This is a genomic window from Kitasatospora sp. NPDC034035 (assembly GCF_055575755.1).
This window is the reverse complement of record NZ_JBVISA010000011.1, coordinates 1-12,144: the sequence shown is the minus strand read 5'-3', so window position 1 is coordinate 12,144 and position 12,144 is coordinate 1. Positions and strand designations below refer to the sequence as shown.

The 12,144-nt window shown below is 72.4% G+C and carries 12 protein-coding genes; 5 read left to right on the top strand and 7 right to left on the bottom strand.

Going from position 1 to position 12,144, the window contains the following annotated elements:
* Window positions 1-21 precede the first annotated feature (21 nt).
* Window positions 22-240, bottom strand: a complete 219-nt coding sequence (locus ACZ52J_RS17355) for a hypothetical protein (RefSeq protein ID WP_465619696.1) — start codon at window positions 238-240, stop codon at window positions 22-24.
* Window positions 241-249: 9 nt separating this feature from the next.
* The gene (locus ACZ52J_RS17350) at window positions 250-1,440 is read right to left on the bottom strand and encodes a TetR/AcrR family transcriptional regulator C-terminal domain-containing protein (protein WP_465619694.1); all 1,191 of its coding nucleotides are present in this window, start codon (window positions 1,438-1,440) and stop codon (window positions 250-252) included.
* 222 nt (window positions 1,441-1,662) lie between these two features.
* Here ACZ52J_RS17350 and ACZ52J_RS17345 point away from each other — a divergent pair, with 222 nt between their 5' ends.
* From ACZ52J_RS17345 to ACZ52J_RS17335, 3 genes are all read left to right on the top strand, one after another.
* Complete coding sequence (locus ACZ52J_RS17345) at window positions 1,663-2,049, top strand: FAD-dependent monooxygenase (protein WP_465619692.1); 387 nt, start codon at window positions 1,663-1,665, stop codon at window positions 2,047-2,049.
* Window positions 2,031-2,777: an FAD-dependent monooxygenase gene (locus tag ACZ52J_RS17340; protein ID WP_465619690.1), complete on the top strand. Its 747-nt coding sequence runs from the start codon at window positions 2,031-2,033 to the stop codon at window positions 2,775-2,777. The genes ACZ52J_RS17345 and ACZ52J_RS17340 overlap by 19 nt, the downstream gene beginning before the upstream one ends.
* 234 nt (window positions 2,778-3,011) lie before the next feature.
* Window positions 3,012-3,563 (top strand): DUF1990 family protein, encoded by a 552-nt coding sequence (locus tag ACZ52J_RS17335; RefSeq protein ID WP_360490083.1) that lies wholly within the window; start codon window positions 3,012-3,014, stop codon window positions 3,561-3,563.
* A gap of 51 nt (window positions 3,564-3,614) precedes the next feature.
* On the opposite strand, the gene ACZ52J_RS17330 is transcribed toward ACZ52J_RS17335, so the two are convergent.
* Window positions 3,615-4,061 (bottom strand): YjbQ family protein, encoded by a 447-nt coding sequence (locus tag ACZ52J_RS17330; protein WP_465619688.1) that lies wholly within the window; start codon window positions 4,059-4,061, stop codon window positions 3,615-3,617.
* A gap of 284 nt (window positions 4,062-4,345) precedes the next feature.
* On the bottom strand, window positions 4,346-4,612 hold the full coding sequence (locus tag ACZ52J_RS17325; RefSeq protein ID WP_360490087.1) for a hypothetical protein: 267 nt from the start codon (window positions 4,610-4,612) through the stop codon (window positions 4,346-4,348).
* Between the two features lie 874 nt (window positions 4,613-5,486).
* Here ACZ52J_RS17325 and ACZ52J_RS17320 point away from each other — a divergent pair.
* On the top strand, window positions 5,487-7,688 hold the full coding sequence (locus ACZ52J_RS17320; protein ID WP_465619686.1) for a bifunctional glycosyltransferase/CDP-glycerol:glycerophosphate glycerophosphotransferase: 2,202 nt from the start codon (window positions 5,487-5,489) through the stop codon (window positions 7,686-7,688).
* Window positions 7,689-7,833: 145 nt separating this feature from the next.
* Here ACZ52J_RS17320 and ACZ52J_RS17315 read toward each other — a convergent pair whose 3' ends face one another.
* Window positions 7,834-8,046, bottom strand: a complete 213-nt coding sequence (locus ACZ52J_RS17315) for an EF-hand domain-containing protein (protein ID WP_360490091.1) — start codon at window positions 8,044-8,046, stop codon at window positions 7,834-7,836.
* A 173-nt stretch (window positions 8,047-8,219) separates the two neighbouring features.
* On the opposite strand from ACZ52J_RS17315, the gene ACZ52J_RS17310 reads away from it, so the two are divergent.
* Entirely contained in the window at window positions 8,220-8,888 is a 669-nt protein-coding gene (locus ACZ52J_RS17310) for a lysophospholipid acyltransferase family protein (protein WP_360490092.1), read from the top strand.
* Between the two features lie 142 nt (window positions 8,889-9,030).
* Here ACZ52J_RS17310 and ACZ52J_RS17305 read toward each other — a convergent pair whose 3' ends face one another.
* Together ACZ52J_RS17305 and ACZ52J_RS17300 are read right to left on the bottom strand one after the other, a co-directional pair.
* On the bottom strand, window positions 9,031-10,866 hold the full coding sequence (locus ACZ52J_RS17305; protein WP_465619683.1) for an ABC transporter ATP-binding protein: 1,836 nt from the start codon (window positions 10,864-10,866) through the stop codon (window positions 9,031-9,033).
* A 188-nt stretch (window positions 10,867-11,054) separates the two neighbouring features.
* Window positions 11,055-11,828, bottom strand: coding sequence for an SDR family NAD(P)-dependent oxidoreductase (locus tag ACZ52J_RS17300; RefSeq protein ID WP_465619681.1), 774 nt, complete (start codon window positions 11,826-11,828; stop codon window positions 11,055-11,057).
* Between the last annotated feature and the right edge of the window lie 316 nt (window positions 11,829-12,144).

Below are 12,144 nucleotides of genomic sequence, written 5' to 3'. Positions count from 1 at the left end.
CGACTCAACCGGGGACCGGCATCAGCCCGAGCAGGCGATCCGCTGCGCCTGCTGCCAGGCACACACCGGGCAGAGCGTGCTGCCCGGCTGATCGGCGGGCAGCTCGGTCGGCTCGCCGCACAGCACACAGTCGGCGCGCGGCCCGGTCGCCGCCGGGTCGTGCCGCAGCGCCGCCTCGGCACCGCCCTCGGGGGCGAGCTCGCAGACCGCCGTGGACTCGTCCGTCACGCTGTCGCTCATGCCGCCTTCCTACTCCGCCACTCCGCCCCGCCGCAAGACGGCCCCGATCCCGGCCTCGCTTCCCTGCCGCTCCCGCGACCGGATTCCCTTACCGCTCCCCCTCCCGCTCCCGCTCCCGCTCCCGCTCCCGCTCCCGCTCCCGGCCGACTCGATCATGGCGGCGACGCCGTCCAGCAGCGGCTTCAGCCCGAAGGCGAACAACGCGTCCAGGTCGAGGTCGTAGCCGTTGCCGAGGCTGCCGGTCGTACGCGCGAACACGGGATGGCGTTCGCCGGTGACGATCGCGGTCAGGGCCGGACCCTGATGGTCCATCCACTGGTCCTCGGTGAGGCCGGTGGTGGCCTCGGCCTGGGCCTCCCGTTCCAGGTGGACGGCGATCCCCTGGACGTAGCTGTAGAGCAGGACGTGCAGGTCGAGCATGGTCGTGGCGTCGAGCCCGTGACCGTCGAGCGCGGTGAGCGCCCATTCGGCGTGGTCCAGCAGGGCGGGCAGCATCAGCGGGCGGGTGAGCGCGCCGACCTGGGCGAGCCATGGGTGGCGCCGGTAGATCCGCCACAGTGTGTGCGCGCCGATCTCGAGCCGCGCCCGCCACGCCGCCGGTGGTTCTGCCGGGTACGACTCCTCTCCGAACGCCGCGTCCGCCATCAGCAGCACCAGGTCGTCCTTGCTCGGGACGTAGCGGTAGGGGGACATCACGGCGACGCCGAGCCGGGCCGCGATGCTGCGCATGGAGAGCGCCGCGAGCCCTTCACGGTCGGCGATCTCCATCGCGGCCCGGACGATCCGCTCCGTGGTCAGCTCGACGGACGGCCCCGAGGCCGACGGTGCGGCGGACATCGACGCGGGCGCGGCGGCAACGGGTCCGGCGGGCACGGGAGCAGCGGGCCCGGGCGCACCGGGCACGGGAGCAGCGGGCCCGGGCGCACCGGGCACGGGAGCAGCGGGCCCGGGCGCAGCAGGCCCGGGCGCAGCGGTGGCGGCCACCACGGTGCCCACCCTGGGCCGGGTCTCGACCAGCCCCTCCAGCCGCAGTGTGGTCAGCACCTTGGTGGCCGTGGCCAGCGCGACGTGCCACTCACGGGCGATCCGCCGCGTCGACGGCACCTGCTCGCCCGGCGCGAGCGTGCCGTCGGCGATCCGCCCCGCGATCTCGTCGGCGATGCGCCGGTACGGCGGGGTGGACTCGGATCCGGCGGTCATGCGGCCCACTCTCTCGTGTGACGCGGATCTCATTCCGCGACGGCCCGAACTGTACTAGTTCAGACGCTACCAGGAGCGCCGCTACGGATCGGCTCGCTGCACTAGATCAGAGGCGGTGGAACAGCACTTGGAAGGCCTACGCGTACGCCGTACATTCAACCCGCGTACAGCGTACGAGCCGACGCGCGACACCGCGCGCGGACGGACAGCGAGGAGCGACCAATGAAGACCGTGCTCATCTCCGGCAGTGGCATCGCCGGTACCGCGCTCGCCGCACTGCTGAGCCGCCGGGGCTTCGCCCCCACGGTGGTGGAGCGCGCTCCCGGGCCGCGCGGCGGCGGGCAGGCCGTGGACATCCGGGGTGTCGCGCTGGAGGTGGTCGAACGACTGGGCGTGCTGGAACAGGTCCGCGCCCGGCGCACCCGGATGCGGGGCATGTCCGTCCTGGACGGCGACGGCCGCGAGGTCCACCGCTCCACCGAGCACACGATCAGCAGCGGGCGGCTCGACAACGACGACCTCGAGCTGCTGCGAGACGACCTCGTCCGGACCTGCACGAGCGTGCCACCGAGGAAGGGGCAAGCCGGTTCGTGTTCGGGGACAGCGTGACCGCGCTCGACCAGGACGAGGAAGGCGTCCGGGTCTCCTTCGAGCACGGCGAGCCGCGCCGGTACGACCTGGTCGTGGGCGCCGACGGACTGCACTCGGCCGTGCGCCGACTGGCCTTCGGGCCCGAGGAGCGCTTCGCCCGCCACCTCGGGATGCACCTGGCGATCTTCAGCGCGGACAACTTCCTCGACCTGGAGGACTGGCAGCTGTGGCTGCGCGACGGCGAGGCCGGGTACGGCGTCTACCCGGTACGCGACAACACCGAGCTGCGGATCACCTTCGGCTTCGCCGGTGAGCCGTTTCCGGAGGGCCGGCGCAGTCCGGAGGCGCAGCGGGCGGTCGTCGCCGAGCGGATGTCGGCGCTGCGCTGGGAGACCCCGAGGCTGCTGAAGGCGCTGGCCGAGGCGCCCGACCTCTACTGCGACACGATGACGCAGATCCGGATGGACCGCTGGTCACACGGCCGGATCGCCCTGCTCGGGGACGCGGGCTACTGTGCCTCCCCACTGTCGGGCCAGGGCACCAGCCTCGCCCTGGTCGGCGCCCACGTCCTCGCCGACGCACTCGCCCGATCCGCCGGCGACCACCGCACCGCCCTCGCCTCGTACGAGGAGCGGCTGCGCCCGTTCGTCGAACTCAACCAGGCTCTGGCGACGGAGAACCCGGGCGGACCGGCCGCCGAGGAATCGGTGGAGCGGGCCAAGAACGCGATCTCGCTGGACGACTGACCGAAGCGGACGGCGGAGGGGCACGGCGTTGAGGGAACAGATGACAGCAGACAGATGACAGCGAACAGATTTCAGAAAACGTTCGCTGATATCTGTTGCCTGAAAGCTGTTCGCCGAACGCCGTCCGCCGCAGCCCGTTCGCAGCCCGCCCGTCCGCCATGGCCCGTCCGCCGGCAGTCGGCAGCCGTCGGCCCGCCGACCGGGCGGGCCTGGCCGACGGCTACCGTGACCGGCATGGCTACCGATCTCCATCAGCGCCTGCTCGCCGCCCGCGCCACCGCCCCGTCGTACGCCGAGGTGGGGGCCACCCGGGGCGGGCGGCTGCCGGACGGCTACGCACACCTGCGGCGGCGGGTGCACCTCGGGCACGGGCCGGAGGTACTGCAGCGGGCCGGGCGGTACGTCCTCGGCTGGGGCACCCAGTTGGGCACCGGCTTCGCGGTCCACCCCGGCGGGCCGGCCCGCGACGGGGACACGGTCCTGCTGCGGCTGAGCCTGCCGGGGAGTCGGTGGCCGCGTCTGGTGATCCCCTGCCGGGTGGTGTGGACCGTGGACGAGCCGGACCGGGTCGGGTTCGCGTACGGGACGCTCCCCGGGCACCCGGAGTGCGGCGAGGAGGCCTTCCTGGTGTCCATGGACGCCGACGGCGAGGTGTGGTTCGAGGTCACCGCGTTCTCCCGGCTCTCCGCCTGGTACGCGCGCCTCGGCCGCCCGGTCGCGCTGCTCTGCCAGCACCTGGCGATCGAGCGCTACCTCACGGCCGTGGCCGCGCACGTCGGCCGGTAGCCACCGGACATGGCAATCGGCCTGATGGGGGGCCGGCCGGCCCGACGGGAGTCAGCCCAGGAAGGACAGCCGGACGGTACGGCGCGGATTGTCCCCGTTGGTGTCGACCAGCACCACCGACTGCCAGACGCCGAGCGCGAGTTGGCCGCCGAGCACGGGCAGGGTGGCGTGCGGGGCGACCAGTCCGGGCACCACGTGGTCCCGGCCGTGGCCGGGGCTGCCGTGCCGGTGGCTCCAGCGGTCGTCGGCCGGGAGCAGTGCGCGCAGGGTGGCGAGGAAGTCGTAGTCGCTGCCGGAGCCGGTTTCCAGGACGGCGATCCCGGCGGTGGCATGCGGGACGAAGACGTTGAGCAGGCCGTCGCGCCCGGCGGCCCGCTCGTCGAGGAACGCGGCGCAGCGGTCGGTGATGTCGAGGGCGACCTCGCGGCTGCCCGTGGTGATCTCGAAGGTGGTGGTCTGGAACAGACCGGCCGGGGTGGAGTTCTTGTTGTCCGCCATGGCGCCATCCTGACCCAGGTCAGGGGGCTCGGCGTACTGCCTCGCCGACTCGGCTTGCCAGGGAGGCAAACTCGCATAGGGTGAAAGGTTCAGACCACAGCCCGGGCCTCGACCAGCCCCGCCCGGCTCGGGACAGCCCCCGCCCGGCTCGGGACAGCGGCCGCCCGCCCGGCTCCCCGACGGCAGCTGCCCGGATACGCCAATGACCCGGCGGACCGGATGGTCCACCGGGCCTGCTCCCGACCAGGACGGGACAACGACTGACGCCGACCGGGGACGAACCCCTAGCCGCGCCCGCCGAAGAGGCTCCGCCGCAGCCGACGCAGCGGTGTCAGCAGCGAGATCCTGGTGTGGCGACGCCGGGTCGCCGGGGCTTCGCCGCCGCGCGGCGTCAGCTCCCTTATCAACCCGAGCGCCTCGGCGGTGTCCACCGCCGGGAGCGCGGGCGCGCCGAGCACGGCCAGGTGCCGTTCGATCCGGCGGCCGGTCGTGCCGACACCGCACTGGATCGCCGGCACACGGGGCCGAGTCCGCACTTGCATGTGTTCCATCAGTTTTCCCACCCCTACGAGGCGCCAGGGCCGTGAGGCGAAGACTATCCGTGACAGACGGCCTTCGCGCAACCGTCCTTGGTGTTGTGCCACCGTATCGTGTGGCGTCAACTGACGGTGCACCAGGGGCCACCCGGCCGATCACGACTAGGCATCAATGATGGTGCACGACCGGCCATCCGTCAGCAGGGCCAGGAGGTGCGGGCCCGGCGCCCGTGTGCGCGGTACGCGCCCGGCGCACGGGGGCGCTGTGGCGGGACGCGACTCGGCACCGGGTGGGGCGCCCGCGCACACCCGCGGGGACTCCACATGTGGACACCGCATATAGGGGACAGCCGCCAGATCGACAAAGTGATCTTCGGGGTCATCACTCACCGTTGCCCACCGTCGTCCGCCACCGCCCGCCACTACCCGTCTCCGCCCGTCTCCGCCGCCCGCCAGCTCCCACCCGCTCCCGGCTCCGCCCGAATTCATGAAGTGAACACATTCGAGGGATTGACTCCCGCCGAACCTCCAAGCAATATCTGATGCACGCGCCGGTGCCCGCACCGCACCCAGGTGCGTGTTCGAGTGATGAAGAACTCCGGCTCCCGCGAGCCACTGCCCGGCCGCCTCGACGCTGCGGTGGCCAGGCTCGCGCGGTGCCCGGACCGGCGGTCGGCCGTAGAGGGTCGGCCGGGCCGCCACCTGACTGCCGGTGCCGCCCCGTGAGGGGCCCGGCACCGGCGGTTCCGGGTCACCCCCCGCGGATCCCACCGACCGGCCGCCACGGCTGCCACCAGCTGCCACCGGCAAAACCCGCGGATCCCCGGCAGGACCTCCGCACCGGACGTCCACGCAGGTCGCGCCCGGTGGATCGGTAGACTCGGCCACCGTGTCCCTCCTCCTCAGCATCGTGCTCCCGGTCCACGGCGTGGAGCGGTACCTGCCGCGCTGCCTCGATTCGATCCTCGGCGACACCCCCGCCCTGGAGTCCCGCTTCGAGGTCATCGCGGTCGACGACCTCTCCCCCGACGGCTCCGGCGCGATCCTGGACGCCTACGCGGCCCGCGACCCCCGGCTGCGGGTGCTGCACCTCACCGAGAACCAGGGCCTCGGCGGGGCCCGCACCGCCGCCCTGCCGCACGCGCGCGGCGAGTACGTCTGGTTCCTGGACAGCGACGACTGGGTGCCCGAGCGGACCGTCAGCGTGATCCTCGACGAGCTGACGCAGGAGCGCCGCCGCGAGACCCCGGCCGACGTGCTGATCACCGACTTCACCCACGTCTACCCGGACGGCGGGACGGAGTCCAACCCCTGGCGCCACGTGCTGACCGGCTCCCCGCTGGTCGAGGGCTGCACCCTGGCCGAGCACCCGGCGCTGTTCCAGACCGTGATGTCGGTGTGGAACAAGGTGTTCCGGCGCGAGTTCCTGGACGGCCTCGGCGTCTCCTTCGGCCGCGGCTACTACGAGGACATCTCGGTCACCTACCCCGCGCTGCTGGCCGCCGAGCGGCTGCGCTACCTCGACCGCCCCTGCTACAACTACCGGCGCGGCCGGGACGGCGCGATCACCGCCACCGCCTCCCCCAAGCACGCCGACGTCTTCGCCCAGTACGACGCGATCTTCGCCTTCCTGGACCGCGCGGACCGCCCCGGCCCAACCGTCCCGGACTCGCTGCGCACCCTGGTCTTCGACCGGACCGTCCGCCAGGCGCTCAACGTCTACGACACCCCCGGGCTGGTCCCCGTCGACCTGCGCAAAACGTTCTTCCAGCGGATCGCCCGGCACTTCGACCGCCACCGCCCGACGGGCTACCGCTTCCCCGGCGGGGTGCGCGGCGTGCAGTACCGGCTGGCCTCGCGCGGCGCCCGGATCGCGTACGCCGAGCTGCGCCGCACCGGCCGGCTGCCGCGCGAACTCAAGCGCGGGGCGCGGGCGATGGCGCCCGCGGTGAAGAAGGGGGTGCGCAGCGGCGCCCGGTTCACCGCGTACAACGCCTTCCGCCGGCTGCCGCTGGACGAGAACCTGGCGGTCTACGCCGCGTACTGGCACCGGGGTTACGCGTGCAGTCCGGCGGCGATCTACGAGAAGGCGAAGGAGCTCGCGCCGCGGATCCGGGGCGTGTGGGTGGTGCAGAACCGCCGGCAGGCCGCCACGCTGCCGCCCGGGGTGCCGTACGTGATCGTCAACACCCCCGCCTACCTCAAGGTGATGGCGACCGCCAAGTACTTCGTCAACAACGTCAACTTCCCGCGCACGATGGTCAAGCGGCCGGGCTCGGTGCACGTGCAGACCCAGCACGGCACCCCGCTCAAGGCCATGGGCATGGACCTGCGCGACCGCCCCTCCGCAGCGGAGGGGATGGACTTCGACCTGCTCCAGGAGGCCATCGACCGCTGGGACTTCCTGGTCTCCCCCAACCCGCACACCAGCGAGCACTTCGCCCGCGCCTTCCCCGGCCGGTACGAGATGCTGGACACCGGCTACCCGCGCAACGACCGGCTGACCGACGCCGACCCGGACGAGGTGCGCGCGGTGCGCGAGCGGCTGGGGCTGCGGCCGGGCACCCGGGCCGTGCTGTACGCGCCGACCCACCGCGGCGGCAAGGGCGGCTACCTGCCGCTGCTGGACGTGGCCGAGCTGGCCCGGCGGTTGGGCCCGGACTTCACGCTGCTGGTGCGCACGCACTACTTCCACACCGGCGGGCCGGGCGACCTGACGGCCGAGGGGAAAGCGGCGGAGATCGTGGACGTCTCGGCGCACCCGGTCGTCGAGGACCTCTACCTCGCGGCGGACGTGCTGGTGACGGACTACTCGTCGATGATGTTCGACTATGCGGTGCTGGACCGGCCGGTGGTGATCTTCGCCCCGGACTGGGAGGAGTACCAGCGGGAGCGCGGCGTCTACTTCGACCTGTTCGCGGAGCCGCCGGGCGCGGTCACGGAGACCGCGGACGAGCTGACGTGGGCGCTGCTGGCGGGCGATCCGGCGCCGGGGGCGCGGGCGCGGTTCCGCGCGAAGTTCTGCGTCTGGGACGACGGCGGGGCGGCGGAACGGGTGGTGCGCCGGGTGTTCCCGGTGGACAAGCGGTAGGACCAGGACCCCGGAGCGCGGGGGCGGTTGGGCCCGGAGCACAAGCGGTGGAGTCTCCGGACGAAGCCTCCGGACGAGCCTCCGGACGGGACCTCCTGACGGGGCCGGCGCCGCCGGTACGGCGACCGGCCCCGTCGGCGCGGGCTCAGCGCCGGCGGGCAGCCAGGAACTCCTCGAAGGTCAGGACGCCGTCGTGGTTGGTGTCCATGCTGTGGATCAGCGCCTCGGCCATCGAGATGGTGACGTCGTGGTCGCCCATCTCGTTCGCGGCCAGGGCGTACTCGGCCGGAGTGATCTTGCCGTCGCCATCCTGGTCGAAGCGGTCGAAAAAGGCCTTGATCGCCTCGGTGGTCTCCATCGTGCCCTCCTGGGTACTGCGGGGTCGTGCTCGGTACGGACGGCCGTACCCTACCCGGCCGTGGTGTTCGCCACGGCGGCCGGGAGTGGACGGGCGCGGGGGTGGGTGTCGTAGTCTGCGGATCTGATGCAGGCCCGGGACCTCCCGGGCGGTCGTTCGTCCAGGGAGGGAACATGCTCGATCTCGCCACCAGGCTGGTGCTGAAACCCGTTTCGCGGGGTATCTGGCGGCCGGTCATCGAGGGTGCCGAGAACGTGCCGCGCAAGGGCGGGGTGATCCTGGCCAGCAACCACCTGTCGTTCATCGACAGCGTGGTGATCCCGCTGACCGCCCCGCGCCGGGTGCACTTCCTCGCCAAGGCCGAGTACTGGACCGCGCCCGGACTCAAGGGCAAGCTCTCCAAGGGCTTCTTCGAGGCGATCGGCGCGGTGCCGGTCGAGCGCGGCACCTACCGTTCCGCTCAGGCCTCACTGGAGTCGGCGCTGGAGATCCTGGAGGACGGCAAGGCCTTCGGCATCTACCCCGAGGGCACCCGCTCGCTGGACGGCCGCCTCTACCGGGGCAAGACGGGCGTCGCCTGGCTCGCGCTGACCGCGGGCGTGCCGGTGGTGCCGGTGGCGCTGGAGGGGCCGGAGGAGATCCTGCCGGTGGGCAAGCGCGTGCCGCGGCTCAAGAAGGTGACGGTCCGCTTCGGCGAGCCGCTGCACTTCGACGAGCTGCACGGGCAGGCCCGCTCGCTGAAGGCCCGTCGGCAGGTGACCGACGAGGTGATGGCGGCGATCCAGCGGCTCTCCGGCCAGGAGGTCGCAGAGAGCTACAACGAGGTACCGAAGGCCGCCTGACCGCCGACGGGTTCGCCCCCCAGGCTCCGAGCGGCGGGTCCGACTCCCGGGCCCGACTCCCGGCTACGACTTCGGGTCCGACTTCGGGTCCGACTTGCGGGTCCGAACGGGCAGGCCCAACCCCCGGGTCCGACCGGCGGGTTCAGGCGTGACCGAGAACGGGTTCCGGCAGGGCGGCCGCCTCCGGCGCTTCCCGGCGCAGCAGGGCCGCGTACCGGCCATCCAGCTCCACCAGCTGGTCGTGGGTGCCGAGTTCGACCACCTGGCCGTGGTCCAGGACGGCGATCTGGTCGGCGGCGCGGACGGTGGAGAGCCGGTGTGCGATGGTGATGGTGGTGCGGCCGGCGGCCAGGGTGTCGACGGCCTGCTGGACGGCGCGCTCGGTCCGGTTGTCGAGCGCGCTGGTGGCCTCGTCGAGGATGAGCACCGGCGGGTTGCGCAGGATCGTCCGGGCGAGCGCGAGGCGCTGCTTCTCGCCGCCGGAGAAGCGGTAGCCGCGCTCGCCGACCAGGGTGTCGTAGCCGTCCGGCAGGGCGGCGATGGTGTCGTGGACCTGTGCGGCCCGGGCGGCCTCGACCAGTTCGGCGTCGGTGGCGTCGGGCTTGGCGAAGCGCAGGTTCTCGGCGACGGAGGCGTGGAAGAGGTAGGTCTCCTGGGAGACGACGCCGACCGCGCGGGCCAGGGTGTCGAAGGAGAGTTCGCGCACGTCGACGCCGTCCAGGGTGACCCGGCCGCCGGTGACGTCGTACAGCCGCGGGACGAGGTAGCTGAGGGTGGTCTTGCCGGAGCCGGTCTCGCCGACCACGGCCAGTGAACTCCCGGCGGGGACCTTGAGGTCGAGGCCGGCGAGGGTCGGGCGCTCCTGCGCGGGGTCGTAGCGGAAGTCGACGTGCTCGAAGCGGACCTCGCCGCGGAGCTCGGGCAGCGTGACCGGGTCGGCCGGTTCGGCGATCTCCACCGGCAGGTCGAGGTACTCGAAGATGCGCTGGAAGAGCGCGAGCGAGGTCTGTACGTCCACGCCGGTGGACAGCAGGCTCACGGTGGGGCGGAAGAGGCCCTGCTGGAGGGTGACGAAGGCGATCAGGGTGCCGACCGAGACGATCGGCGCGCCGGCGGCGGAGGTCAGCCCGGCCGCCCAGTAGATCAGCGCGGGCATCGCGGCCATCACGATCTGGATGGTGTTCATCCGCCAGCGCCCGGCCATGCTGGCCCGGACCTCCAGGTCGGCGAGCTGGTCGGACTGCCCGGTGAACTCGCGGGCGAGCGAGTCGGAGCGGCCCATCGTGCGGCCGAGCAGGATGCCGCTGACCGAGAGCGACTCCTGGACCGCCGAGCTCATCGCGGCCAGCTGCTTCTGCCGCTCGGTGGTGATCTTCTTGCGTTCCTGGCCGACCCGGCGGCTGATCCAGACGAACAGCGGGAGCAGGACCAGGGAGACGACGGTGAGCCGCCAGTCGAGGGCGACCATGGCCACGACGGAGGCGACCACCGCGGTGAGGTTGGAGACCAGACTGGTCGCGGTGGAGGTCACCGTTGACTGCATGCCGCCGATGTCGTTGGCGATCCGGGACTGCACCTCGCCGGTGCGGGTGCGGGTGAAGAAGGCCAGCGACTGCCGCTGCAGGTGCCCGTAGACGGCGGTGCGCAGGTCGTGCATGACGCGCTGGCCGACGGTGGTGGAGATCAGCGTCTGCAGGACGTTGAAGATGCTGTTCACCACGGCGGTGAGGATCATCCCGAGCGCGAGCAGGCTGAGCAGCCCGGTGCGGCCCTGCGGGATGGCGGTGTCCAGGACGGCCTTCAGCAGGAACGGCGAGACCACCGAGACCACGGCGGATGCGGCGACCAGCAGCCCGACGGTGGTCAGGCGACCTCGGTACGGGCGGAAGAGCGCGAGGATGCGCCGCCACTGGGCCGGCGGGCGGGGCTCGCCCTCGGCGCGCTCGGGCGGGGTCCATCGGATGGTGGCTGGCCTCAAGGGCGGGCCTCCCTGGGTCGGCGGGTCGGACGGGGATCAATATAGGGAGGATAGCTCATAGTTAGACAAGCTAATAGTGAGATTCGCTCTATTCCCCGCCCGACCGCTCTGGCAGTCTTGGCAGCCGACCGCCCCGCCCGACCGCCCCGCTCGCCCCGACCGACCGACTCCTCGGACAGCTGCGGCCGTCAGTCGGTGCGGTAGGTGCGCGCCGCCTTCGAGGAGAGGCCGCCGAGCCCGCCGGACGGCAGCACCCGGGCGATCGCCACCGCGACCTTGTACCGCTTGCCCGGCACGGACAACGACCGGCCGCGGGCCAGGTCGCGCATCGCCTCGTCCACCACCCGCTCGGCGGAGAGCCAGGACCAGGACGGGATGTTGCCGGTGCCCATGCCGGCCCGCTCGTGGAACTCCGTCCGGGTGAAGCCCGGGCACAGCGCCATCATCCGCACGCCCGTGCCGCCCAGGTCACGCAGCACGCCCTGGGTGAAGCTGACCACCCAGGCCTTGCTCGCCCCGTACGTGCCGCGCGGCAGGAAGGCCGCCACCGAGGCGACGTTGACGATCGCGCCCCGCCGGCGCTCACGCATGCCGGGCAGCGCCGCCGTGGTCAGCCGCAGGATCGCCTCGATGTGCACCTTCAGCATGTCCAGCTCGTCCTGCAGCGGGACGGCCCCGAACGCGCCCTTGTTGCCGAAGCCGGCGTTGTTGATCAGAAGGTCCACCGGGCGGGCGGAGTCGGCGAGCCGGGCCTCGACGGCGCCGATGCCCGCGTCGGTCGCGAGGTCGGCGGTCAGCACCTCCGCCTCGACGCCGTACGTGCCGTGCAGGTCGGCGGCGGCGCGCTCCAGGCGCTCGGTGTCCCGCGCCACCAGGACGAGCTGGTAGCCGCTACGGGCGAGCCGGCGGGCGAACGCGGCTCCGATGCCGGCGGTCGCGCCGGTGATCATGGCTGTGGTCATACCCCCGACCGTACCGACTCGCCGCAACCGAGCCCACACCGAGCGCAACGCCCCTGCTCAGGGGGGGTGCGGATGCAGACGATCGATCGTGCTCGGACGGTTCATCCAGGTCGGGTTCGAGGTGCTGCGGACCGCCTGTCGCCAGTCCCTGCCGTAAGGCCTGACCGTAACTCCCGGCCGTGACTCCCGGCCGCAAGGCCTGGCCGTACGGCCCCGCCAGTCCTAGGCCCAATGCCGGTGACTTTGTGGTCTGTGTGTCGTTGGTTGTGGTGTGGCGAGGGTGGGGCAGGTCAAGTCGTGTGCGGGTGAGCGGTTG

What these genes read in the sequence shown, in the direction of transcription:
- ACZ52J_RS17355 (WP_465619696.1), bottom strand. Translation starts at nt 240, where the DNA reads ATGAGCGACAGCGTGACGGACGAGTCCACGGCGGTCTGCGAGCTCGCC.
- ACZ52J_RS17350 (WP_465619694.1), bottom strand. Translation starts at nt 1,440, where the DNA reads ATGACCGCCGGATCCGAGTCCACCCCGCCGTACCGGCGCATCGCCGAC.
- ACZ52J_RS17345 (WP_465619692.1), top strand. Translation starts at nt 1,663, where the DNA reads ATGAAGACCGTGCTCATCTCCGGCAGTGGCATCGCCGGTACCGCGCTC.
- ACZ52J_RS17335 (WP_360490083.1), top strand. Translation starts at nt 3,012, where the DNA reads ATGGCTACCGATCTCCATCAGCGCCTGCTCGCCGCCCGCGCCACCGCC.
- ACZ52J_RS17330 (WP_465619688.1), bottom strand. Translation starts at nt 4,061, where the DNA reads ATGGCGGACAACAAGAACTCCACCCCGGCCGGTCTGTTCCAGACCACC.
- ACZ52J_RS17325 (WP_360490087.1), bottom strand. Translation starts at nt 4,612, where the DNA reads ATGGAACACATGCAAGTGCGGACTCGGCCCCGTGTGCCGGCGATCCAG.
- ACZ52J_RS17315 (WP_360490091.1), bottom strand. Translation starts at nt 8,046, where the DNA reads ATGGAGACCACCGAGGCGATCAAGGCCTTTTTCGACCGCTTCGACCAG.
- ACZ52J_RS17310 (WP_360490092.1), top strand. Translation starts at nt 8,220, where the DNA reads ATGCTCGATCTCGCCACCAGGCTGGTGCTGAAACCCGTTTCGCGGGGT.
- ACZ52J_RS17300 (WP_465619681.1), bottom strand. Translation starts at nt 11,828, where the DNA reads ATGACCACAGCCATGATCACCGGCGCGACCGCCGGCATCGGAGCCGCG.